This is a genomic window from Erwinia sp. SLM-02 (genome assembly GCF_037450285.1).
Lineage (GTDB): Bacteria > Pseudomonadota > Gammaproteobacteria > Enterobacterales > Enterobacteriaceae > Erwinia.
Genome location: NZ_JAQISN010000001.1, coordinates 354,273 through 378,835, shown reverse-complemented (window position 1 = coordinate 378,835; position 24,563 = coordinate 354,273). Strand labels below are relative to the sequence as shown.

At 58.6% G+C, this 24,563-nt stretch carries 19 protein-coding genes; 3 read left to right on the top strand and 16 right to left on the bottom strand.

Annotated elements, in window-relative coordinates; all coding sequences use genetic code 11:
- Positions 1-6: 6 nt before the first annotated feature.
- From fetB to PGH32_RS01790, 14 genes are all read right to left on the bottom strand, one after another.
- A complete protein-coding gene (gene fetB, locus PGH32_RS01855) occupies positions 7-768 on the bottom strand; it encodes an iron efflux ABC transporter permease subunit FetB (RefSeq protein ID WP_337893038.1) in 762 nt (253 codons plus the stop codon).
- Positions 755-1,420: an iron efflux ABC transporter ATP-binding subunit FetA gene (gene fetA, locus PGH32_RS01850; protein WP_337893037.1), complete on the bottom strand. Its 666-nt coding sequence runs from the start codon at positions 1,418-1,420 to the stop codon at positions 755-757. The genes fetB and fetA overlap by 14 nt, the downstream gene beginning before the upstream one ends.
- 60 nt (positions 1,421-1,480) lie before the next feature.
- Positions 1,481-1,864, bottom strand: a complete 384-nt coding sequence (gene arnF, locus PGH32_RS01845) for a 4-amino-4-deoxy-L-arabinose-phosphoundecaprenol flippase subunit ArnF (protein WP_337893036.1) — start codon at positions 1,862-1,864, stop codon at positions 1,481-1,483.
- Positions 1,864-2,199, bottom strand: coding sequence for a 4-amino-4-deoxy-L-arabinose-phosphoundecaprenol flippase subunit ArnE (gene arnE, locus PGH32_RS01840; RefSeq protein WP_337893035.1), 336 nt, complete (start codon positions 2,197-2,199; stop codon positions 1,864-1,866). The genes arnF and arnE overlap by 1 nt, the downstream gene beginning before the upstream one ends.
- Positions 2,196-3,857 (bottom strand): lipid IV(A) 4-amino-4-deoxy-L-arabinosyltransferase, encoded by a 1,662-nt coding sequence (gene arnT / locus PGH32_RS01835; protein ID WP_337893034.1) that lies wholly within the window; start codon positions 3,855-3,857, stop codon positions 2,196-2,198. The genes arnE and arnT overlap by 4 nt, the downstream gene beginning before the upstream one ends.
- Before the next feature lie 6 nt (positions 3,858-3,863).
- The gene (arnD, locus tag PGH32_RS01830; RefSeq protein ID WP_337893033.1) at positions 3,864-4,760 is read right to left on the bottom strand and encodes a 4-deoxy-4-formamido-L-arabinose-phosphoundecaprenol deformylase; all 897 of its coding nucleotides are present in this window, start codon (positions 4,758-4,760) and stop codon (positions 3,864-3,866) included.
- The gene (gene arnA, locus PGH32_RS01825; RefSeq protein ID WP_337894250.1) at positions 4,757-6,739 is read right to left on the bottom strand and encodes a bifunctional UDP-4-amino-4-deoxy-L-arabinose formyltransferase/UDP-glucuronic acid oxidase ArnA; all 1,983 of its coding nucleotides are present in this window, start codon (positions 6,737-6,739) and stop codon (positions 4,757-4,759) included. The genes arnD and arnA overlap by 4 nt, the downstream gene beginning before the upstream one ends.
- Positions 6,739-7,713: an undecaprenyl-phosphate 4-deoxy-4-formamido-L-arabinose transferase gene (gene arnC, locus PGH32_RS01820; RefSeq protein ID WP_314418279.1), complete on the bottom strand. Its 975-nt coding sequence runs from the start codon at positions 7,711-7,713 to the stop codon at positions 6,739-6,741. Before arnC ends, arnA begins: the two co-directional genes overlap by 1 nt.
- A 1-nt stretch (position 7,714) precedes the next feature.
- Positions 7,715-8,854: a UDP-4-amino-4-deoxy-L-arabinose aminotransferase gene (gene arnB / locus PGH32_RS01815; protein WP_337893032.1), complete on the bottom strand. Its 1,140-nt coding sequence runs from the start codon at positions 8,852-8,854 to the stop codon at positions 7,715-7,717.
- Positions 8,855-9,297: 443 nt separating this feature from the next.
- Complete coding sequence (locus PGH32_RS01810; RefSeq protein ID WP_443112761.1) at positions 9,298-10,287, bottom strand: substrate-binding domain-containing protein; 990 nt, start codon at positions 10,285-10,287, stop codon at positions 9,298-9,300.
- Between the two features lie 78 nt (positions 10,288-10,365).
- Positions 10,366-11,403, bottom strand: a complete 1,038-nt coding sequence (locus PGH32_RS01805) for an ABC transporter permease (protein ID WP_337894249.1) — start codon at positions 11,401-11,403, stop codon at positions 10,366-10,368.
- Between the two features lie 85 nt (positions 11,404-11,488).
- Positions 11,489-12,994, bottom strand: a complete 1,506-nt coding sequence (locus tag PGH32_RS01800; RefSeq protein ID WP_337893031.1) for a sugar ABC transporter ATP-binding protein — start codon at positions 12,992-12,994, stop codon at positions 11,489-11,491.
- Positions 12,991-14,505, bottom strand: a complete 1,515-nt coding sequence (gene xylB / locus PGH32_RS01795; RefSeq protein WP_337893030.1) for a xylulokinase — start codon at positions 14,503-14,505, stop codon at positions 12,991-12,993. Before xylB ends, PGH32_RS01800 begins: the two co-directional genes overlap by 4 nt.
- A 3-nt stretch (positions 14,506-14,508) precedes the next feature.
- The gene (locus PGH32_RS01790) at positions 14,509-15,543 is read right to left on the bottom strand and encodes an NAD(P)-dependent alcohol dehydrogenase (protein WP_314418290.1); all 1,035 of its coding nucleotides are present in this window, start codon (positions 15,541-15,543) and stop codon (positions 14,509-14,511) included.
- Positions 15,544-15,764: 221 nt separating this feature from the next.
- Here PGH32_RS01790 and PGH32_RS01785 point away from each other — a divergent pair, with 221 nt between their 5' ends.
- The 3 genes from PGH32_RS01785 (at position 15,765) to PGH32_RS01775 (ending at position 17,997) form a co-directional block, all read left to right on the top strand.
- Complete coding sequence (locus tag PGH32_RS01785) at positions 15,765-16,295, top strand: D-lyxose/D-mannose family sugar isomerase (RefSeq protein WP_314418292.1); 531 nt, start codon at positions 15,765-15,767, stop codon at positions 16,293-16,295.
- Between the two features lie 109 nt (positions 16,296-16,404).
- Complete coding sequence (locus PGH32_RS01780) at positions 16,405-17,391, top strand: LacI family DNA-binding transcriptional regulator (RefSeq protein ID WP_314418875.1); 987 nt, start codon at positions 16,405-16,407, stop codon at positions 17,389-17,391.
- 135 nt (positions 17,392-17,526) lie between these two features.
- On the top strand, positions 17,527-17,997 hold the full coding sequence (locus PGH32_RS01775; protein WP_337893029.1) for a pyridoxamine 5-phosphate oxidase: 471 nt from the start codon (positions 17,527-17,529) through the stop codon (positions 17,995-17,997).
- Between the two features lie 1,431 nt (positions 17,998-19,428).
- Here the strand turns inward: PGH32_RS01775 and PGH32_RS01770 are convergent.
- The gene (locus tag PGH32_RS01770) at positions 19,429-21,813 is read right to left on the bottom strand and encodes a glucose/quinate/shikimate family membrane-bound PQQ-dependent dehydrogenase (protein ID WP_314418297.1); all 2,385 of its coding nucleotides are present in this window, start codon (positions 21,811-21,813) and stop codon (positions 19,429-19,431) included.
- A gap of 168 nt (positions 21,814-21,981) precedes the next feature.
- Positions 21,982-24,090, bottom strand: a complete 2,109-nt coding sequence (gene pqqU / locus PGH32_RS01765; RefSeq protein ID WP_443112760.1) for a TonB-dependent receptor PqqU — start codon at positions 24,088-24,090, stop codon at positions 21,982-21,984.
- Positions 24,091-24,563 lie beyond the last annotated feature (473 nt).

Genomic DNA, 24,563 nt, shown 5'->3' with positions numbered 1-24,563 from the left:
ACCCCATCACGACTTCAGCTGAATCCGTGCCGTGTAGAAGCGGCGGAAAGACAGATACCCGGCCACGATGGTCGACAGGCTGGCGGTGCCCAGCAGCATAAACGTCACCATAATCTGATACTTAATCGCCTTCACCGGATCGATGCCGGCAAAAATCAGCCCGGACATCATCCCCGGCAGGCTGACCAGCCCCACGGTTTTAGCCGCATCCACGGTGGGGATCATCGCCGCACGAATGCTGTCGCGCACAATGCTGCCGGATGCCAGCCGCGCGCTGGCACCCAGACTCAGCATCTCCTCCACCTTCTGCCGGTTATCGGCAAAACGCTGGTTAAGATTCGTGAAGCACAGCCCCACCGCCACCATCGCATTACCGGCGATCATGCCGGATATCGGGATCACCTGCATCGGCATAAACTCAATGGCCCCGCTGAGCACCAGAATGGTTAAGGTCAGGGTGGTGCCCAACGTTATCGCCACGAACGAAATCAGAAAGCCGTTATCAATGGCGCGGCTGCGCTTTTTGGCATTCAATGCGGCGTTAACGCAGATAAACAGCACCATCAGTACCGTCAGCCAGCCGTTATTCAGGTCGAAAATGTATTTCAGTACATAGCCGACGATCACCAGCTGCACGATGGCCCGCGCCACGCTCCAGACGATATCTTTTTCCAGCCCCAGCCGCTCTTTGCGGCTGACCACCAGGGCGATCAACACCAGCACCAGCGCCAGTCCCAGCGACTCGTTGGTAATATTATGCTGGTTCATGCTGGCCCCCGTTCTGCGGTGCCGCCAGCGTCAGAACCCGCTGCGCGTTATCGGTTTCATGGCGATCGTGGCTAATCCAGATCGCGGCCGTTCCCTGCCCAATCTGCGCATCAATCAGCTGATGTACCGCCTGTTTGTTTTCCTCATCCAGCGCGCTGGTTACCTCATCCAGCAGCAGAATATCAGGCGGGAACTGGAGATTACGCAGCAGCGCCACGCGCTGTTTTTCCCCGCCGGAAAGCTGGTCGATAGTACGGTCCAGCGCGGCCGCCGGCAGATTCAGCCGCTGCAGGCCGTCGATCATCGCCTGCCGCTGCGGCGGGCGCTGACGGATCTGATACGGCAGCGCCAGGTTGTCATATACCGTGCTGCCGAACAGCACCGGCGTCTGGAAAACGTAGGAAACCTGCTGCCGGTAGCGTTCCGGTTTTAACGCCGCCAGCGGCTGCCCGTTAAAAATCACCTCGCCCGATGACGGCTCCAGCAGAGAGGCGATAATTTTCAGTAACGTACTCTTCCCTGCCCCGGACGGACCGGTCAGCCAGAGAAACTCCCCTTTGCCCAGCGAAAAGGACAGCGGTGCCAGCAGAACCTTATCCCGCAGCACAAAGCTGACCTCCCGAACCTCCAGAAGGCGATCTTTATCCATCATTTTTAATGACCTGCTTATTAAGAAACCCTAAAACCCGGCAATCATAACGCCTTTAGCCGGTTAACGGTCTTTTTTGTCCGGCCAGACTATCAGCAGCAGGCCAGCGAGGATCAGCGCCCCGCCCGCCAGCTTGCCCCAGAGAAACGACTCGCTGAACGAAGGGATAAGCAGCGCAATACCCCAGACCAGCAGATAGCTGAGACTGAGCAGCGGATAGGCGCGGCTGAGCGGCATACGCTTCAGCGCCAGCAGCCAACAGAGCATGGAAAACGCGTAGGCCAGCAAACCGGCCAGCAGCGCCAGCACGGGCGGCGAAAAGGTGAGAACGGCGGCGGCGAAGTCCAGCGGCCTCTCGATAGCGGGCAGCTGGATCATCGCCCATTTCATCAACAGCTGCGCCGCGCTGACCAGCAGCACGCTGCACAGCGCACATAGCCAGCCCATCAGGTATACCCGCCCATGATCGCCACACCGCCCACGATCAGCAGGATGCCGCAACCGTGGCGGAGCGACAGCCGCTCCTGCCACAGCCAGCGGGCAGCCAGCGCGACAAAGACAAAATTCAGGCTGAGCATCGGATAGGCCACGCTGACCGGAACGCCCTGTAAAACCCGCAGCCAGAGCAGCATCGCCAGGCCCAGCAGCAGCACGCTCAGGCACAGCCACAGCAGCATATGCCGCCGGGGCCGGGCAACCCCGGTAACCGACGTTGCCTGCTTCTGGCAAAGCTGCCCGGCACAGCTCAGCAGGCTGACCAGGAGGATCAGCAGGATATTCATGGCTGCTGCCGGTAGTAGTAAAGCACCATGCGCTGCTGGCGATAAACCTCGTCCGGTGCCGGAAGGCCTGGGTCAACGTCGCGTGCACTGTCGGTCAGCTTGAGTACCAGCGACACGTTGCCGAGCCTGCGGTGCCCGGCCAGCCACTCGGCGAACCGGTCGCCCGCCACCAGCCGATCGCGGCTGTCAGGGTAGCTCAGCCCCCACGTCAGCTCGCCGGACTGATCGAACATATCAATATCACTGCGCCTGAGCTGCCACGCCACCGCCGAGGCCATCCCGCTGTTGTTTGACAGAATAAAGCGGCTTTCGGCCAGCTGTTTTTGCGTTGCCTGAATAAATTCCTGCGGCTGCTTGGAATTCACCACCTTGTCCGGAATGACCAGTGCAATGGTCAGCGCAATACCGAGCGGACACAGCGCGGCGAACGCCCAGTGTCTACCGCGACCGGTGAACGTGACGGCCCCCATCAGCGCCCAGAACAGAAATGCCAGGCCGCCCAGCGCCACCTTAATACCTTCCGTCGGTTGATAAACCGGACGATGGGACATTCCCCACGGCGATAGCACCAGCCACACCGCCAGCGCGGCCAGCGTGCCAAACGCCAGATTCACCAGCGCATTTGCCCGCAGCGCCCGCCCGCCGTTTTTCGCTGACTGCACGGCATAGTCAGCCAGCAGGATAGCCAGCGGCGCAAAGCACGGGAGGATATAGGTCGGCAGCTTCCCTTTCGCAATGCTGAAAAACAGCAGCGGCATCACGACCCAGCTCAGCAGATACAGGCCACCGCGATTCACGTGCCGTTCCCGCCCCGCGCGGATCAGCGCTCCCGGCAGCAGCCCCAGCCACGGCAGTGAACCGGCAATCAGCACCGGCAGGTAGTACCAGAACGGCGCACTATGCTGTGCATCGTTCTCAGCAAAGCGCTGAACATGCTCAACCCAGAAGAAATAAGACCAGAAATCCGGCTGCTGGCGGGCAATCGCTATTCCCCAGGGAAGAGAGATTAACACCGCCGCAATCACCGCCAGCGGTCCGTAAATCAGCACCTCGCGGAAGCGACGCTGCCAGATGGCCCAGGGCACGATAGCCACCACCGGCACAGCCAGCGCCAGAAAGCCCTTGGTCAGGAACCCCATACCGCAGGCCAGCCCCAGCAGCAGCCATGCCACCAGCGTCTGTTTCGTCGTCTCCGCCTGAACCGCCAGCCAGTAGCAGCACATCGCCGCTACCAGCCACAGGGTAATCATCGGGTCAAGCACCGCATAGGTGCCAATGCCGTAAACCAGCAGGCTGGTAAGGAAAACGATCGCCGCCAGCCATGCGGTACGCCGCTGCCCGACAATCTGCATCGTCAGCCACCCGACCAGTAGGGCACTCAGGGTAATTGAGAAGACCGAGCCAAACCGTACGGAGAAATTACTTTCGCCGAACAGCAGCTGGCTGAGGTTATTTATCCAGTAGCCCGCCACCGGTTTTTCAAAATAGCGCAGGCCAAGAAAATGCGGGGAAATCCAGTTCCCGCTGGCCAGCATTTCGCGGCTGATTTCCGCATAACGAACCTCATCCGGCTGCCACAGAGCGCGATATTCAAGCGGGATCAGATAGTAAAGGGCATACATCAGGATCAGGGACAGGGTAATGCGCCAGCTCTTCATCCGGTCTCACTCAATAAGTTGCTGGCATCCCAACCAGCCTTCGCGGCCGGGGAAGCTACCCCGGACAATACTGCCCATCGGCAGCTGTGTGACATCATCGGGCAGCAGCTCGCCGAGCGGGCAAAACCGAATACCCCGCTCCCGCGCCTGGGTCAGAAGCGCGTCAAACATCCCGCTCAGCGCGATGCCTTCCACTTCGGCGTGGATGGTGTACACCGGCACGCCATCCCGCTGCTCAACAATCCGATCGAGAATAAAATCATTCCAGGCCTGGTGGCTCACCGTGGTACCGGCCACTTCGTCCCAGGTGGGGAGCGTAACCGGGATCTGCACCGTTCCCGGCTGACCGTCCGGCAGGCGCGGCCTGAAGGGGCGCGTGCCCCGGCAGTCGCTGTTCCAGGCAAACCCAAAACGCTGCTTCGCCGCGACCACCCTGCCGTCTGCCCGCCAGCCCGCCACGGCGGAACAGCTGACCGGCCTGCCGAGGATTTCCGCCAGCGCGCGGGCACCGCGTTCAATCTCCGCGTGCAGCCTCTCCTTCGGCCAGACGCCTGCCCAGGTTTGCCAGGCAAAATGGTCCCAGGCATGCAGCCCGATTTCATGCCGCTGCGCCGCCGCGCGGATGAGTTCGGCATGCCCGCGGCCAATATTTCGCCCGGGCCACGCGGTTCCCGCCAGCAGAATATCCCAGCCGTAGAGCGATGCCGCGTTGGAGCGCAGCATCTTCCACAGAAAGCGCGGCTTCAGCAGCCGCCACAGGTGGCGGCCCATGTTGTCCGGGCCGACGCTGAAGAAAAAACTCGCCTGGGTCTGCTGCTGCTGCAAAATCTCCAGCAGACGCGGCACCCCGTCACGGGTCCCCCGCCAGGTATCCACATCAATACGCAGACCGACGTTGATCATTCCACCGCGTCTCCACCGTCCACAGAATTCAGGAAGAAGTCCAGCGTGGCGTCGATGGTCAGGCTCATCTGTACTTCAGGCTGCCAGCCGAGCAGCCGCTTCGCATTGCGGATCGACGGCTTGCGGTGCTCCACGTCCTGATAGCCCTTACCGTAGTAGCTGCTGCTTTCCACCTCGCGGAATCCGGCAAACGGCGGGAAGCGATCGCGCAGCGGATGGCGATCGAAGCTTTCCAGCAGCTGCTCCGCGAGCTGCTTAATACTGGCTTCATTGTCCGGGTTGCCAATATTAATAATCTGCCCGTCGCAGTTCTGCTGCCTGTTTTCAATAATCAAAAACAGCGCTTCAATACCGTCACGAATATCGGTAAAGCAGCGCTTCTGGCGTCCGCCGTCGATCAGTTTAATCGGTGAACCTTCCACCAGATTGAGGATCAGCTGAGTGATCGCCCGTGAGCTGCCGATACGGGCCGCATTGAGGTTATCCAGGCGCGGTCCCATCCAGTTGAACGGCCGGAACAGGGTAAAGCGCAGCCCTTCTTTCTCACCGTATGCCCAGATCACCCGATCGAGCAGCTGCTTGGACACCGAATAAATCCAGCGCTGTTTGTTAATCGGCCCGACCACCAGATTCGAATGGTCTTCATCAAAGGTATCGTCGGTGCACATGCCGTACACCTCAGAGGTGGACGGGAAGATGATGCGCTTCTGGTACTTCACGCAGTCGCGAATAATCTTCAGGTTCTCTTCAAAATCCAGCTCGAAGACGCGCAGCGGATTGCGGGTGTACTCAATCGGCGTGGCAATCGCCACCAGCGGCAGCACCACATCGCATTTTTTTATATGGTACTCAATCCACTCCGAATGAATGCTGATATCCCCCTCAACGAAGTGGAAACGCGGATGGCCAACAAAGCGGCTGATGGCGTCGGATCCGATATCCAGCCCGTAAATTTCAAAGTTATCATCCTGCAGCAGGCGCTCGGTCAGATGATTGCCGATAAAACCGTTCACGCCGAGAATCAGCACGCGGGTCAGTCGTTTAATCGCCGACACCGGCTGATTGTGCAGGATCGCCCCGCTCACCAGCCCCAGCGTCTGCGCCAGCTGCCTGCCCTGCATATAGACGCCGCTGTCGCCCTGGCCGGTGACGATCTCCAGCGCGCCGTCCCCACAGGCCACAATCAGCGGATTGACCGACAGCACGGTGCCCGGTTTCGCCGCCGGGAAATCGTGCCTGACCGCCGACTGCCAGACGATAAACCTGCCGGAACCCACGAAGCTGAACGCGCCCGGCCACGGATCGGTCACCGCGCGCACCAGATTGTGAAGACGATAAGCAGGCTGAGACCAGTCAATGCGCCCATCCTCCGGGGTGCGTCGCCCGACGTAGCTCGCCTGGCTTTCATCCTGTTCGCGCGCGGAAATATCACCATTTAACATGCCGGGCAGGCTGGCGGCCAGCAGCTCGGCGCTACTCAGACACAGCTTGCGGTGCAGGGTTAACGCATTATCCTGCGGGTCGATAGCCACCCGCTGCTGGGCCACAATTGCCCCGGCATCGGCGCGCTTCACCATACGGTGCAGCGTCACGCCGGTTTCCTCTTCGCCGTTGACCAGCACCCAGTTCAGCGGTGCGCGGCCGCGGTAGCGAGGCAGCAGCGAGGCGTGCAGATTGAACGCCCCTTCGCTGGCGCTGTTGAGGATTGCATCACTCAGCATCTGCCGGTAGTGGAACGAAAAAATCATCTGCGGTGCCATGGCTTTGATGCGCTCTACCCACAGCGGGTGATTCACATCCTCCGGCGCATAGACCGGCACGCCCAGCTCCGCCGCCGTGCGGGCAACCGAGGCGTAAAACTGATTTTCAGCGGCGTTATCCGCGTGGGTGAAAATGGCTTCGATCTCGAACCCGGCCGTGTGCAGCGCACGAATACCCGCGCAGCCAATATCATGGTAGGCAAAAACCACTGCTTTCATCATTGCTTATCCTGTGTGGAGTCGGCGTTGTGACTGACAACGCGCTGAATAAAATAGCGAGGGCGGGCGCGGACATCGTTGTAAATTCGCCCGATATACTCACCCAGCAGGCCCATACCCACGAACTGCGCGCCGACAAAAATAAACAGCACGGCAAACAGCATAAATACGCCTTCCGCCGACCACTCAGGCCCGAGGAACAGCCGCATCACCACCAGCAGAACGGCAATAGCAAAGCCCGACAGCGCGATAATGCTGCCGAACACGCTCAGCAGGCGCAGCGGCGTGGTGGTCAGGCAGGTAATCAGGTCGTACATCAGATTAATCAGTCGCATAAAGCTGTATTTTGAATCGCCGAATTCACGCTCGGCGTGCATCACCGGGATCTCCGTCGCCCGGCGGGCAAAGGTATTGGCAAGGATCGGGATAAAGGTGCTGCGCTCGTGGCAGTGCAGCATCGCATCGATGATATGGCGGCGATAGGCGCGCAGCATGCAGCCGTAATCCCCCATCGCCTTACCGGTGGTACGCTGGATCAGGCGGTTAATCATCTGTGAGGCAAATTTGCGGAACCAGCTGTCCTGACGGTTCTGGCGCACGGTGCCGACCACGTCGTAGCCCTCCATCGCCACCGCCACCAGCCGGGGGATTTCCTCCGGCGGGTTCTGTAAATCCGCATCGAGAGTGATAATCAGATCGCCGGATACATGGCTGAATCCGGCCATAATCGCCGAGTGCTGCCCGTAGTTACGGTTCAGCAGCACCGCCACCACCCTGCTGCCCGGCAGCTCAGCGGCGGCGGTCAGCATCTCTGCCGAACTGTCGCTGCTGCCGTCATCCACCAGCAGGATTTCGTAATCCATCGGCAGGGTATCGCAGGCGGCCTGCGTCCGGCGGAGAAGCTCGTTCAGGCTTTCCTGCTCGTTATAAACAGGGATCACCACCGACACCTTTTTAATATCCTGGTCTGTCATCTTATTTACCTGCAAGCTGACGCAGAGCACCAATCACGCGATCCGCATCGTTATCGGTCATGGTCGGGAACAGCGGAATGGAACAAATCCGCGCGGAGTTCCATTCCGTATTGGGAAGCGATAAATCGGGGAAACGTTCGCGGTAGTATTTTTGCGTGTGGGCCGCACGAAAATGCAACCCGGTGCCAATCCCCTGCGCTTTCAACGCCTGCATCAGTTCATCGCGGCTGAGGCCACAGGTCTCGGGATCGATGCGCAAAATAAACAGATGCCAGGCATGCTGGTGCGGCCAGTCGGGCTGTCTGAGCGGCAGGAACGGCGTATCGGCAAGTTCGGCCAGATAGCGGCGGGCAATCTGCTCGCGGCGCGCATTATGCTGTGCCAGCTTTTTCAGCTGTACCAGGGCTATCGCGGCATTCAGATCGGCCAGATTATATTTGTATCCGGGCGCGATCACTTCCGCCTGCGGCGCGCGGCCGTGAGTCTGGCGATCGTAGGCATCCACGCCCAGCCCGTGAAACTTGAGACTGCGCACGCGGTCAGCCAGCGCCGCGTCGTCGGTGACCACCATCCCGCCTTCGGCGCAGCTCATATTTTTAATCGCATGGAAGGAGAAAATGGCCGTTCCCGTCGCCCCGACGTGGCGCCCCTGATAAAAAGTACCGGCGGCATGGGCGGCATCGTCAATCACCGGAATGCCGTAGCGTTTCCCCAGCGCGTGAATCGCGTCGATATCGGCCGGTACGCCGGCGTAATGTACGGGAATAATCGCTTTGGTTTTTGGGGTGATCGCCGCTTCAATCCTTTCGGGCGTGACCATCAGCGTATCGCGATCGACGTCGATCATCACCGGCGTGGCGCCCAGCAGCGCGATCATATTCAGCGTGGAAACCCAGGTCATCGACGGCGTAATGACTTCATCACCCGCCTGAATGCCGAGGGCCATCAGCGTAACGTGCATCCCGGCGGTCGCCGAGCTGACGGCGATCGCGTGGCTGTTACCCGTCAGCTGGCAAAACTCCTGCTCAAGCTGCTGATTTTTAGGACCAGTGGTAATCCAACCTGAACGCAAAACCTCTGCCAGCGCGTCAAGTTCTTCGCTGCCCATTGCCGGGCGGGAAAAAGGTAAAAACTCCAACATTGATTAATCTCGCTAAACAGTTATCACCAATAAACTGGCAGAAATTAACCAGAGGGCGTGAAAAAACGCACCTCGGGAAAAGTGGATAAGTGTTGGGGTAGCCCCGTGAAAACGCCAACGGAAAAAAAATCGTTAGCCACGAAAACAGACCGAGAAAATAACCCATAAACAATAGGTGAGTTATCTTAAACTCGCGACTATACACAAAGCATAAATGAGTTTTCTTAGGGGAAGATTAAGAACATCTGTCAGGTGGGAAATTAAAACAGGTTGGTTGTCATGCCGTTTAGCTAAACATGGCAGAGTAAAAATTAACCCGCCAGGATAAAACTGAACTATCAAATAAAGTTCATGTTTTTGTCACAAAACATGAGTGATTATTACTACCGTGATAATTGAAAAAAACGGGGCCACCGGTTAAATCACGATGGCCCCGATCGTTCTTACTTACGCGCGTCCAGCAGCTGGGTGGCGTTTTCCGTGGTCACTTCGGTCCACGGCACGGAATAGCGTTTTGATTTCCCGTCATCCCAGGCCATTTTGCCTTCGTACTGTTTCCAGATGGTGGACTGCGGCTGGTAGCTGTCACCTTTTACCGCACGCAGCGCAACGTCAATAGAGCCCTGCATCTGCGCGTGCGCATCCTGCAGAATCGACACCATTTCACCCGCCTGCACCGCGCGGATGGCGTCGGAAACGCCGTCCACGCCGGCAATGGCGAAGTCCTTCACGTTCAGGTTAGCACCCTTGATGGCCTCAATCGCCCCCAGCGCCATTTCATCGTTCTGCGCGATCACGCCGTTAATCTGTCCACGATGCTTCTGCAGCCAGTTTTCCATCAGCGGCAGCGCTTCGGCACGCGACCAGTTGGCGGTTTTACGCTCCAGTACCTTCACGTTGCCCGCGCCGCATTCGGCGATGGCTTTATCGTTACCCTGGCCGCGCTGGATCTCACCGCTGCCGCCCTTCGGCCCTTCAATGATCACCACGTTGCCTTTGCAGTTCATTTTCTTCAGTACCGCTTTGGCTTCCAGATAGCCGCCCAGCACGTCATCGGAAACCACTTCAGAGGTCATCTTGTCGGTGTTCAGACGGGCGTTGGTAACAATCACGGGGATCTTCGCTTCATTCGCCATGGTCACCACGTCGATATTCGCTTCGTAGTCCATTGGGTTAATGATAATCGCGTCGGCGTGCGTCTGAATGGCCGTTTCCGCCTGGTTATTCTGCACCATCGGATCGTAGCGTCCGTCATAAACGGTTAACTGCACATCACCGCTTTTAACCGCCGGATGTTCTTTCCCGGCTTTTTCCATTAGCTGGACAAATTCCGCTTTCATGCCGTACATCAGCACGGCAATTTTCACCGGTGCGGCGTGAGCGGCCATGCTGCCCATTAACAGGCCGGAGGTCAGCAGGGCTATTTTGGTCATCTTATTCATTCTAACTCCTGGTTTTTGTAGGATACTCACCTGTTAAACAGGCTGTTTATTTATTCCGCGAACACATGATTAATCGCGCTGTTGTTTACGCGACGGATCGAGCAGTACGGCAACCACAATTAATGCGCCTTTAATAATCTGCTGATAATAAGACTGCACGCCCAGCAGATCGAGGCCGTTATTCATTACGCCGATAATTAAAATACCAAACAGCGTACCGACCAGCGTTCCCACGCCCCCGGCCATACTGGTACCGCCAATCACCACGGCGGCGATGGCATCCAGCTCGTAGGCGGCTCCGGCGTTGGTCTGCGCCGATCCGGTACGGGCGGTGAGGATCAGCCCGGCAATCCCGGCCAGCGCGCCGCACAGGGTGTAGACCAGCACCTTAATCTTCACCACGCTGATGCCTGAGGTGCGTGCGCTTTTCTGATTGCCGCCCACCGCATAGACGTAGCGGCCAAACAGGGTTTTATTCAGCAGGATCCATGCCAGGGCAAACAGCACCACGAACAGAATAACCGGCACCGGAATACCCAGCACGTAGCCGTTACCCAGCCAGCGGAAATCGGGGTTCAGCTGCGATACCGGGTTGCCGTCGGTGGTCAGCAGCGCCAGCCCGCGCGCCGCAGACAGCATCCCCATGGTGACGATGAACGGCTGCAGGCGATAGCGCGCCAGGATAGTGCCGTTCAGCAGACCGCAGACGATCCCAATGCCCAGCGCGATAATCAGCGGCATCAGCACCGCATGTGCGGTATCGCCAATCGCCAGCCCGGTGTTGGTGGTGGCAAAGCGCGCGGCAACGATGCCGCTCAGCGCCAGCACCGACCCCACCGACAGATCCACCCCGGCGGTAATAATCACGAAGGTCATGCCGATGGCCAGAATGCCGTTAATGGATATCTGGCGCAGAACGATCAGCATATTCTCGTTACTGAGGAAATAGTTACTGCTCCAGGCGCCTTTGGCGACCTGAACTTCACCAATTGCCGTTACCACCAGGCAAAGGACAAAGAAGGCGATAATGATGCCGTATTTATGCAGGTGACGCTTATTTCGGGCAAACAAAGACAACCCCGGTGTAATTGAATGGGTAGTATTCATCATTTTTTCTCTTATATTCTTGGCAAAAATCAGCGCGCCGGATCGTTATTATTCGCCAGTTTTCGCCAGATAGTTTAAAGCGGATTTATACCGCCAGCTTCATTAATTCTGCCTGGGTAACATTCTCTGCCGATAATTCACCGGCCAGTGCGCCATCCTTAAAGACCAGAATGCGGTCGCTCATGCCGATAATTTCCGACAGCTCGGATGACACCATAATAATGCCGCGATCCTTGAGGGCGAATTCCGACATAAAACGATAAATCTCTTTCTTCGCCCCAACATCAATCCCGCGCGTCGGCTCATCCAGCAGCATCACCTGCGGGTCCACCAGCGCCCAGCGTCCCAGCACCACTTTTTGCTGATTGCCGCCGCTGAGATTGCCCACCAGCTGATCCCCGTCCGGCGTTTTCACGTTAAAGCGCTGGATCATCTCTCGCGTGCGCTGCTGCTCGCGGCGGTCGCTGATAAAGCCGCCCCGGCTGATATCCTGGAATGAGGCAATATTGATGTTTTCATTCACCGAACGGCACAGCACCAGCCCGGTCTCTTTGCGATCTTCCGTCACATAGGCAATCCCGCTGGCGATTGACTCCTTCGGCGAATGGCGCGCCAGCGTCTTCCCGCCCAGCTGCACGGTGCCGCTGTCGGCGTGGCGAATACCAAAAATCAGGTCGAGAAACTCGCTGCGCCCCGATCCGACCAGGCCATAAATACCCAGGATTTCACCGCGCCTGAGCGTCAGGCTGATATCCCGCACCTTCCTCCCCCAGCTCAGGTTATTCACCTGCATCATCACTTCATCGCCGGGGCGATTGAACTTGGCGAACTCATTCTCAAACTCGCCGCCGATAATATGTTCAATCAGCTGCTCGCGAGTGATATCGCTCAGCAAGCCCTCATGGATATAGCTGCCATCGCGGAAGATGGTATAGCTGTCCGCGATCTGAAAGATCTCCGCCAGACGATGCGAAACGTAGATGATCCCCTTCCCCTTCTGCGCCAGCCGGGTAATCACCTGGAAAATCTTCTGCACGTCCTCTTCGCCAATCGCCGAGGTCGGCTCATCCATAATGATGATGTCGGCGTTGGCGTGCGACAGCGCCTTGGCGATCTCCACCAGCTGCTGCTCCGCCACGCTGAGATTGCGCATCTTCTCGGTCGGCGACAGGGTAAAGTGCAGATCCGCCAGCAGATCGGCGGTCTGCTGGTTCATCCGGCGGAAGTCCACAAAGCCAAAGCGGCGCGGCTCGCGCCCCAGCCAGATATTCTCGGCAACCGTCAGATCCGCGATAGTACTGAGCTCCTGCTGGACAATTGCAATGCCGGCCGCCAGCGCCTCTTTCGGGTGAGAGAACTCGCAGCGCTTACCGTTGATAAAAATGTCGCCGCTGTCGGGCTGAACAAACCCCATCAGAATACTGAGGAAGGTCGATTTCCCGGCACCGTTCCCGCCGCACAGGGCGTGGATCGAGCCACGCCGCAGGCAGAACTCGGCGTTCTTCAGCGCCACGACCGGGCCAAAGCTCTTTTTCACTCCGCTGACTTCCAGCAGGTAAGCGGACTGTTCTCCTCCGGCTGACTGACTCATAAACTCACCTCGTACTCTTTGTGCAGTAAATGCAGGTAGCGCTGATAGAGATCGGCATAGCGTCGCGCGCGGTCGGCATCCGGCTGCGCGCGGCTGCTTTCGTCCAGCCGGACAAACTGCTGGCTCAGGTCGGCAAGCAGCAGGGCCGCTGGCCGTTCGCTGCCGCTGGCCAGCCGATGGCACCAGATAGCCTGTATCGCCGCGCCCAGTGCCGCGCTCTCTTTCTCATGCAGGCACACCACCGGGCAGTCCATCACGTCGGCGACAATCTGCCGCCAGCGCGGGCTGTTTGCCCCGCCGCCGGTCAGGCGGATCTCGCTGACCGCCACGCCCTGCTGACGGAACAGATCCAGCCCGAAACGCAGGCCGTAAGTTGCGCCTTCCACCACGGCCAGGCAGAGGTTGGCCGGAGTCAGATTATCGCTGTCCATATTGTGCAGGCTGGCCTTCGCCGCCGGCAGTTCCGGCACGCGTTCACCGTTAAAGAACGGCAGCAGAACCATACCACCAGCGCCCGGCTCGGCCTGCTCCAGCGCCTGATTGAACGACGCCAGATCCTGATTCAGCAGATGCTGAACCGTGGTCGTCGCCGAAGTCACATTCATGGTGCAAATCAGCGGCAGCCAGCCGTTGGTGCTGGAGCAGAACCCGGCAATCATCGCCGAGTCGGCGACTACCGGGCTGTCGGAACAGGCAAACAGCGTGCCGGAGGTGCCGAGGCTCATGGTCAGGATCCCCGGCTGGATATTACCGGTGCCGATAGCCGCCATCATATTGTCGCCGCCGCCGCTGGCCACCAGCGTTCCCGGGCGCAGGCCCAGCGCCTCAATCGCCCGCTCGCCCACCTCGCCTACCGGCTGCTCGGCCGAAATCAGCGGCGGCAGCGCGTTCCACAGCCGTCCGCTGTCGTCGATCAGCTCCACCGTGCGGCGGTCCCAGCAGCGCTCACGGATATCAAACAGCCCGCTGCCGGAGGCATCACCGTATTCCGCACAGCGCACGCCGGTCAGCCAGAAGTTCAGATAATCGTGCGGCAGCAGTACCGTTGCCAGCCGCTGCCACAGTTCCGGATGCTGCTGCTTGAACCAGACGATTTTGGAGGCGGTATAGCCGGTGGCGACCGTCAGGCCCAGCTGCTCCAGCGACCCCTGCTCACCGCCCAGCCGATCCAGCAGCCAGGCGTTTTCATCCGCGGTGCTGGTATCGCACCACAGCTTGACCGCGTGCAGCACTTCGCCAGCCTCGTCAAGAGCCACGAAACCGTGCTGCTGTCCGGATACCGCCAGCGCGGCGATCTGCTGCGGGTCCACGCCCGCCGCGGCCGTCGCCTGCTTAAACGCCGCGACCAGTGCGTCAATCCACCATTCCGCCTGCTGCTCGCGCCGCCCGGATGAATCACTGATCAGCTGATGTGACGCGCTACCGCTACCGAGGAGTGTCCCGCTCTGGTCATCAACAATCACCACTTTGGTACCCTGGGTACCGCAGTCAATGCCCGCATACAGCGCCATGACTTACTCCATTTCCAGCATGATTTTGATGTCGTCAGGGTTGCCCGCGGCCGCCCGTTCAAATGCCGCCACGCTGTCGACGAACTTGTAGGTCTGCGAGATCAACGGCTGAACGCGCAGCTTGCCGGAGCTGAGCAGGCGCAGGGTGCGCGGATACATATTGGCGTAGCGGAAAATGGTCTTGAAGGTGACTTCTTTGGCCTGCGCGGCGACGATATCCATCGGCGCGGCGTCAATCGGCATGCCCACCAGCACCGCAGTGCCGCCCGGGGCGATATGTTCGCTGATCCCGGCAATGGCCGGCTTCGCGCCGCTGCACTCAAACACCACATCCACGCCGTTGCCGCTGGTCAGGCGTGCCACGGTGGCGGCCAGCTCGCCGCTTTTAATATTTACCGCGTGCAGCCCTTCATAGTTCGCCGCCACCTGCAGTTTTTCATCAAACATGTCGCAGATGATAACGTCAGAACAGCCTCCTGCCAGCGCCGCCAGCGCGGTCACCACGCCAATCGGACCGGCACCGATCACCAGCGCGATATCACCCGGTTTGATCGCCGCTTTGGTCGCGGCATGCATGCCGATCGCCAGCGGCTCCACCATGGCGCCCTCGGCAAAACTGACGTTGTCCGGCAGCCTGAAGGTAAAGGCCGCAGGGTGGATCACCGTTTCACGCAGGCAGCCGTGGATCGGCGGCGTGGCCCAGAAGCGTACCGCCGGGTCGAGGTTATAGATACCGGCACGTGACTGCGCGGACTGCATATCGGGGATCCCCGGCTCCATGCACACGCGATCGCCCGGCTGCAGGTGCTTCACGCCTTTACCCACCGCCAGCACCACGCCGGAGGCTTCATGACCCAGGACCATCGGCGCTTCCACCACGAAAGGCCCGATGCGACCGTGCTGGTAATAATGCACATCGCTGCCGCAAATGCCGACGGAGTGAATTTTGATCTCAACATCGGTGTCGCCCAGCTGTTCGTCAAACTGGCGGTCTTCGATGGCAATTTTGCCTGCTTCGGCAAGAACTAACGCTTTCATATTCGGCTCCCGGTGATATCTAAATGGTATCGATAACATTAATATGTCAGCGACAATATAGGATCCCGGGTTAAAAATGTGTGACTTCGGTTAAATTTTTGGCTTTTTCATTCCTGTAACCCCTTTCACCGGCGGATAATGACGCGAACAGGGCAGTTATACCGATTCAGGGATCGTTTTTTTGATGTTACCGATACCAGTTTTACCTCCGGAGGAAGATCATGAGTACGCGTCAACAGGCCATCGAACAAACCCGCCACTATCTGCAACAGGCCGCCATTGAGCTGACCGCGGCCGAGCAGCAGCAGATTGAAATCGCCACCTTCGGCCTGCCGGACTACCCGATTTCCGGGCTTCAGCTGCTGACCTACATTAATACGCCGCGCTACTGCGCCAAGGAGCTGGTGCTGTTCCCGCGCCAGACCTGCCCGGAACATTTGCATCCGCCGTTCGCCGGCACACCGGGTAAACAGGAAACCTTCCGCTGCCGCTGGGGCGAAGTGTGGCTGTTTGTTGACGACGACAGCCTGCCCTCCTCGGCAGGGATTGGTCAGCCGCCGGAAGGTGCGGAGGCCTGGTATACGGCCAAAAATTACATACTGCTGCGCCCGGGCGAGCAGTACACTATCGCTCCCAACACCCGTCACTGGTTCCAGGCGGGTGAGAACGGTGCGGTGGTGTCAGAATTCTCCTCGGAAAGCCGCGACGAGCTGGACGTCTTTACCGATCCCCGGGTAAACCGCCTGGGATAAGCGCTTGCAAGGATTGACTCGCTTCAGGTCTGGCGATCTGTCATGATACGGTAATGGTACAAAATGATATTAAAAGAATCAGGAGCACAAATTGCCGCCAGGCCGGAAAATGAAGGCCACGCTGTCGAGCGTAGCCGCACAATCAAACGTCAGTAAAATTACCGTGTCGCGTGCTTTTTCTCACCCGGACAAAGTGCATCCTGAAACCCTGAAACGGGTACTGGAAACCGCCGCAGAGATGGGCTACGTGGTTAATACCGCCGCGCGCAATCTGCGGGCGCGCGACAGTAAAACCATTGGTATCGTTAACCCGGATATGGGGAATCCCTTCTTCGGCGGGCTGACTCGCCTGATGACGCTGGAAGCGGAAAAAGCCGGTTACGACACGCTGATTTTCGACTCCCGCGAGTCGCAGGAGCATGAAAACCGCATCATCGACAAACTGATTGGCTATAACGTTGACGCCATTGTGCTGTCGGTGATCTCCTCGGATCGTAACTATCAACCGGCCTATATGGCGCAGCTGGAAGCGTTAAATATTCCGGTGATCCTGGTGGATCGCGAGCTGGATATCAGTTCATGCAGCGGCGTGTATATCGACAATCTGGACTGCGGACTGCAGGCGGGCCGCTATCTGCTGGACCGCAAAGCGCAGCGGGTGGTGGTGGTTTCCGGGCCGGAGGATTCCAACGTCGCGCGCGAGCGCGTGACCGGTCTGAGCGCCGCGCTGGCGGGTAAAGTTGCCAGTTTTGAGGTGCTGTACGCCGATTTCTATATGGACATCGCCGCCAGTATCACCAGTGATTATCTGCAGAACAATTCGCCGCCGGACTTCTTCGTGGGCTGTAATAACCAGATTTCACTGGGGATCGTTAAGTCCTGCATCGATCACCATCTTCAGCCAATGAAGGATGTGTCGCTGTTCAGCATTGATGAAGTCTCCCACGCGGCGATTTACGGCTTCAGTTTCCCCTGTATTTCCCACGATCTGCATGAGATGGCCTGGCAGGTGATCAATCTGGCCATTCGCCGCGCGACCGAGAGCGATATCAAGCCGGGCAAGGTGATTGTGCGCGGGAAGATGCTGGCCGGATAACGCGCGTCAGCGCCTTTGCGAGCAGCGGCTGATAGCGTTTCTGGCCGCTGGATTTGCTGGACAGCGGTTTGAATGCTGATGCTGATGCTGATGCTGATGCTGATGCTGATGCTGAAATTTTCACATGGAGTTTTTATGAGTGACACCTTTTTACCTGAAACGCTGCTGACCCTGCTTGATGGTTCACTGCCGGACAGTCACCTGCATCAGGCGATTCGCCTTTCCAGCGTTGGCGGCAATGGCTGGCCGTATGCGGCCCAGCTGAGCGTTGGGGAGATTATCGCCCTGTCTCCACGGCTGCTGCGTTTTGCCATCTGGCCCGGCTCGACCACCACCGCCAATCTGATACGCGACGGTAAAATGACCCTGGCACTGGTGGAGGACGGCGCGGTGATTGAGATTCAGGCGCTGGCGCAGAGGCGGGATGAAACCGTGACCGATCTTCAGCTAACGGTATTTGATGCCGCGGTACAGCAGGTGGTGATTCACCGTGCGCCCTATGCCACGGTGACCAGCGGGGTCACGTTCAGTCTGAAGAATGAGGCCGCGGCGGTTGCGCGCTGGCGGCAGCAGATTGCGCAGTTGAAGGCGCTGCCGGTCGGTTGATCATCGCGGGTTAAACCTTGTCGGGTTCCCAGCCTCTGCCGGGGCTTCCGGCCGGTCCTCGCGTCACGCGTTGCGTGATGCCTTCGGTTACAGCATCCGGCCGGCCGGACCGGCTATTTTGTCGCTGATAAATCCGTGCCAGGTTCCCAGCCTCTGCCGGGGCTTCCGGCCGGTCCTCGCGTCACGCGTTGCGTGATGCCTTCGGTTACAGCATCCGGCCGGTCGGACCGGCTATTTTGTCGCTGATAAATCCGTGCCGGGTTCCCAGCGTCTGCCGGGGCTTCCGGCCGGTCCTCGCGTCACGCGCTGCGTGATGCCTTCGGTTACAGCATCCGGCCGGTCGGACCGGCTAAGACGTGTCATCCCTGACCCGACTTAGCCTGACGCCAACTTCCCTGTTGGCGTCTCCTGGCCTGCTGCTTTCACCTCAGCGCTGCGGATTGCCCGGTATCCCCGGCAGAGGCTGTGCACCTTCATTTTACTGTTATCGCTGCCGGGTAAGCGGTTCAGGCTGCAATGTTTAGCATATAGTTCAGCAACAATGCGGTAAAAGGCGACAAAAGAGTTTCAGCAAATACCTTCTGGCCAGAATGCAACCAAGAGCCGCATCACCGATCTCCGTCTGAACAAATCAATGCACAAAACAGATGTTTTTAATCTGAAGATAACGCCTGAATTACGGCGATGACGGGTTGCAGCCACGGCGGGCAATCCGCAGCGCTGAACGCAGAGAGGACGCCAGGATTCGCCTGCAAGGACGCAGGCGAAAGGTTCGGTCGGCACATGGATGTGACGTCTGGACCGATCCGATCGGCTGACGAACGAAGTGAAGGTACCGCACAGCGGTGCGAGGACCGCCCGTTGTGGCAGTAACCCGTCAGCGCAGTTACAACGACAACAGGCTGACTGCCAGTTTCCCCTAGCGCTCAACCGCAGCACCGAACGTAGAGAAAAAACCAGGACTTTTCCTTCAGAAAACGCGGAGGCAGGAAAGCAGGCTGGTTGTGCCTCCGAGCTGGCAATCCACAGCGCTGAACGGAGAGTGAAAGCCAGAATTCATCCCTCAGAAAACGCGGAAGCCGGAAAGCAGGCTGGTTGTGCCCCCGAGCGGGCAATCCACAGCGCTGAACGGAGAAAGGAAGCCAGGATGTGCCCGCAGGACGCGGGCACAAGGCTCGGTCGGCACACGGATGTGCCGTCTGAGCCGGTCCGACAGGCTGACGAACGAAGTGAGGGCACCGCAGCGCGGCGCGAGGACCCGCACGATCGGGGGCACAACCAGCCAACGCAGTCACCGCAGTCCCAGCAGTCGCAGGCACAACAGCACAGTCCTCCCCAAACAGCAGACAAAAAAAAGCGGCCGTAAAAACGGCCGCCCTTCACGCTAAATCCGAAGCGAACCCTCAGGCCCGCCCCGAATGAAACGTACTCTTACTTACTGTCCGGCAAAGCATAAGCAATCACATGATCGCCCATCTTCGTACCGAAGGAACCGTGACCACCGGCCACAATCACCACGTACTGCTTACCGTTCACTTCATACGTCATCGGTGTTGCCTGACCGCCTGCTGGCAGACGCGCCTGCCACAGCTGCTCGCCGTTAGACACGTTAAACGCACGCAGGTAGTTATCAGCGGTAGCCGCAATGAAGAACACGTTACCGGCGGTAGAAACCGGACCGCCCAGCATTGGCATACCCATTTTAAACGGCAGCGGAACCGGTGAACTGTCGCGCACCGTACCGATACGTTTTTTCCATACGATATCGTTAGTTTTCAAGTCAATCGCTGAAATGTAGCCCCATGAAGGCTGCTTGCACGGGAAGCCCAGCGGAGACAGGAACGGATTCAGCGTCACGCCGTACGGCACACCGTACTGTGGCTGAATACCAGACTCGCTGCCGGTGCCGCCTTTATCGTTCTCGTCCGGCTCCATCGGGTTACCCGGGCCACGTGGGACCAGGCGGGAAACGAACGGCAGCGCCATTGGGTTAGCCACGGCAACCTGACGGTCGGTGTCAACGGAAATACCGCCCCACTCGAACATCCCCAGGTTACCCGGGAACACCAGCGTACCCTGCTCGGATGGCGGGGTGAACGGGCCTTCATAACGCAGCTGATGGAACATCACGCGGCAGATCAGCTGATCGTAGATAGTGGCACCCCACATATCTTTACCGGCCAGATGCGCTTTAGGACGGAAGCTCAGCTCAGAGTATGGCTGGGTTGGAGAAAGGCGATCGCCCTTCGCCGGGCCACCCGGCACCTTCATCTCAGGCGCTGGAACCACCGGCTTACCGCTGCGGCGATCCAGAACGAACAGGTCACCGGTTTTGGTCGGAACGTAGATAACCGGAACCTTGTTACCGTTCTTATCATCAATGTCCGCCAGCGTTGGCTGAGCCGGAACGTCCATATCCCACAGGTCGTGATGCACGGTCTGGTAGAACCAGGCCAGCTTACCGGTGGTTGCATTCAGCGCCAGCAGGCCGGTAGCAAAACGCTCCATCTCTGGCGTACGGTTGCCGCCCCAGATATCCGGAGTCGACACGCCAATCGGCAGATACACCAGGTCCAGCGAGGCATCATATGCCGCTGGTGCCCAGGAGTTCGGCGAGTTCGGCGTGTAGTGCTGATCCGCTTCCGGCAGCAGGTTTGGATCTTTAGCGCCGGTATCGAAGGCCCACAGCAGCTTACCGGTCTTCACGTCAAAACCACGGACAACGCCGGACGGTTCTTTCGTGGAGTAGTTATCGGTTACTGCGCCAGCCATCACGATGGTGGTCGGTGTCACAATCGGTGGTGAGGTTGGCTCATAGCCACCTACCTTGTTGAACGGCATATTGCTCTGCAGGTTCAGCTTACCGTTGTCACCAAATTCCGCACACAGCTCACCGGTTTCGGCATCCAGTGCGTACAGGTTACCGTCGTTCACCGGCAGCAGGATGCGGCGTGCGCACAGCGCAGGCTTGGCACCCGCTGGCAGCGCGGCGGCTTCCGGGGTCTGGTAGTAAGACACACCGCGACAGGTCACGTGCTGGAACGTCGGGTCGGTCTTCATTTTCGGATCGAAACGCCACTTCTCTTTACCGGTCGCGGCATCCAGCGCAAACAGCTTCTGGTGCGCCGTACACAGGTAAAGGGCATCACCGATTTTAATCGGCGTTGCTTCATTGGTGATTTCACCCGGATCGGTTGCGGTTTTCAAATCGCCGGTCTGGAAGTCCCACGCCTGCTTCAGCTCGCCGACGTTCTTATCGGTGATCTGCTTCAGCGGAGAGTAGCGGGTACCGCCCTGGGTGCGGCCATAGGCAGGCCAGTCACCGGCAGCAACGCCGTCAGCGGAAGGCGCAGGCTGTTCAACCTGGTCGGTGCTCAGGGTACCGTTCACTTCCTGCGGATCGTTAAATACCGAGTAAGCCAGAACGATAACCACAAACACCAGCACGCCGGCCAGCGCCGTACGCGGGAAGGCGCCTTTGCTGGTCAGGCCACGCCAGATAAACGGCAGTACCAGCCACAGGCCGAAGAAGAAGGTCACATCCAGACGCGGAGTCAGCGCCCAGAAATCAGATCCCACTTCCCACAGCGACCAGATAGTGGTGCCGAGCAGGAACAGTGCGTAGAGCAGTAACGCTGCGCCACGACGGCGGAACAGCAAAAAGGCGGTGATCAGCTGAATCACACCGGCAATAATGTAGTAGAGCGAACCGCCCAGTTTAGCTAGCCAGATACCGCCAATTAACAGATACAGGCCGCTGAGTACGGCAAATATCGTCGTCAACAGGATCAGGATCCTTGATGCTTTACTTTGCATAATTTGAACCTTACCAATATTTAAAGTCGTCGATTAAGCGTAAGCCTAATCTTTAAAAACACCCGGTTATTGTTTAGCCATCCATCCGGTGTGTTCTGACCCGCCGCTGCCGGTGGCATTAGCAGGCCGTTTTGGATCCGTTGCCGTTACACTTCCGGCGTTAAATCATCAGAACTGATAGGCCAGCGTCGCACCGCCGCCCCAGTTGCGCCCCGGGGCCGGTTCGAAGTAACGACCGTTGCCTTCGTTAACAATTACCGAGCCGACGTACTGGCGATCGAACAGGTTGTCCACGCGTCCGAACAGGTCCAGCGACCAGCGGCTCCAGTTGAATCGATAGCCGGTGTTCAGGCTGGTCACCGCATAGGACGGGGCCTGGGCATCGTTGGCGTCATCGGCCTGGATGCGGCTTAAATAGCGAATATCCGCGCCGGCGTGCCAGCCGCTTTCCGGTGCATACTCCAGCGAGGCGTAGCCCATATTGCGGGCGATACCCGGAAGACGGTTGCCCGCCGGGGTGCAGCTGCCGCTGGCAGAGCAGGTTTCATTGCGGTAGGTGGCATCCAGCAGCGTCCACGCCATTTTCAGCCGCCAGTCCTGGGCGAACTGCTGATCGAAGCCCAGCTCCAAGCCACGACGTCGGGTTTCCCCGGCGTTTTTATACACCGCGCGACCGTACTGGCTCTTGTCCACCACCAGCTCATTGTCGGTGTTGGTCTGGAAGATGGCCGCGGTCAGCAGGCCGTAACCAATGCGGGTTTTGCTGCCGATTTCAAAGGTATCGCTGGTGGCCGGTTTCAGGCCCAGGTTCAGGCCGGTTTCGCTACCGGACGTCGAGCGATAGGACAGCTCGTTGATGGTCGGGGTTTCAAAGCCGCGGCCGGCGGAAGCATAAAGATTCCACGCATCGGTCACCGCATAGTTAATCGAGCCCATCGGCAGCAGCTTGTGGTAGCGCGCGCTGCCGCTGTCATCACCGTTGCCCTGAGTAATATAGTAGTCGGTAGAGTCAAAACTGACCGTGCTGTAGCGCAGACCCGCGTCCAGCGTCCACGCGGAGGAGAGCTGCCAGCTGGTTTGCAGATAGGGGTCGAGATTCCACATCGTGTTCTTCTCGTTGCGGCGCTGATCCCCTTTCTCACCGAACTGCGGCACGTTATTCACCAGGTTATAGTTCTGGAAACCCTGGCGGCGCTCGGTCATGGTTTCATAATCCAGCCCGGCAATCAGCGAGACCGGCATCGATCCCAGCTGGTCATCGTGCTTCCAGCGGGTATCAACCCCCTGGTATTTACGCTCCAGCACGATCACACCGCCCGGATAGGCTGCGTTCTGCTGCGTGGCGTAAGGAATAGACTGATACTGCGTGGTGTGGCGTTCGCCGTGCCACGTGGTCAGCGTCAGCTCGTCGTTATCGCTCATCTGGCGTTGATAGCGCAGGCCAATCTGCGTCTGGTCGAGGCTCTTGCGCGTGTTGTACTGATCGCCGCGCGGAGACTGCTTCGGATTGGCCTTATATTCGGCCTCGCTCAGGCCGCCGGGATCGTTAGCATCCACCGATACGCTGTTAAACATCAGCGTCAGGGTGCTGACGTCATCCAGCCGCACACCGAGCTTGCCGTTGCCGAGGCTTTTCTGCGTGCCGCTGTGGTCACGGAAGCCATGAGTGGTAAAGCGGGAGCCGGAAATCGTGTAGTTAACGTCCCCGGCCTGGGTACCGTCGCCGGTTGCGCCGCTGGCCTTAACGCTGTTGCGCCAGGTGCCGTAGCTGCCGAAGTAGGTGCCCGCTTCCAGCGTGGTGGGCTGGCTGCCGCTGGTGGTGTCAATATTCACCACCCCGCCGGAGGCGTTGCCGTAAAGGGCCGAATACGGGCCGCGCAGCACTTCCACTTTGCCAACGGAATTGATATCGATATTCGAGGTCTGGCCCTGTCCGTCGGGCATCGTTGCGGGAATACCGTCAACGTAGATGCGCACGCCGCGCACGCCGTACATCGAGCGGCTACCGAAGCCACGCACCGACAGCTGCAGATCCTGCGCGTAGTTCTGGCGGTTCTGAATTTGCAGGCCCGGCACGCTGCCAAGGCTTTCGGACAGGTTCACCTGTGCCGTGCTGTGGCGCAGATCGTCGCCTTCCACCACGCTGACGGCGGCGGGCGTGTCCAGCTCGGACAGGCCATTACGGTGTTTGATAACCATCAGGGTAGAGTCCTGTCCCTGAGCGGCGGTTGCAGAGGTTTGCGCAAAACTGACGGAGACAGGGGCGATGAAAAACATCGGCGTCAGAAGGAGTACAGAGGTTTTATTTTTATTCACTGGAAAGATTCGGAGTTAAAAAAGCACCAATAAACGCTCTATCCCATACCCTGAATCTTCACGCCGCAAATCGGATGCGACAAATGAGATTAACCCGGTATTCCCGGAATAAGCACCTGCCTTCCCTGACGAGCTGATGCACAGTCACCGCAGGGCAGACTCGTCAAAAAGTATACAACCCCTTGCGAAATTTGCCCGTAAAGCGTGCCGTGCTGCTTTCCCTGCCCTCCACCCGGAGGGATCTGTAACGGTAAGAGAACGACCATACCGCCATCAATGTGATGTCCATCACAAAAATCGCAAGGATTGTAGCACTCATTAATTCGTTTGCGAACTATTGTTAACAAAATCACAGAATCGATTCCGCATATTGTTACATAGTAGAGGGTTATACCGTGAATCATGCGAATTTACCGCCGTGCGCAATGGCTTTC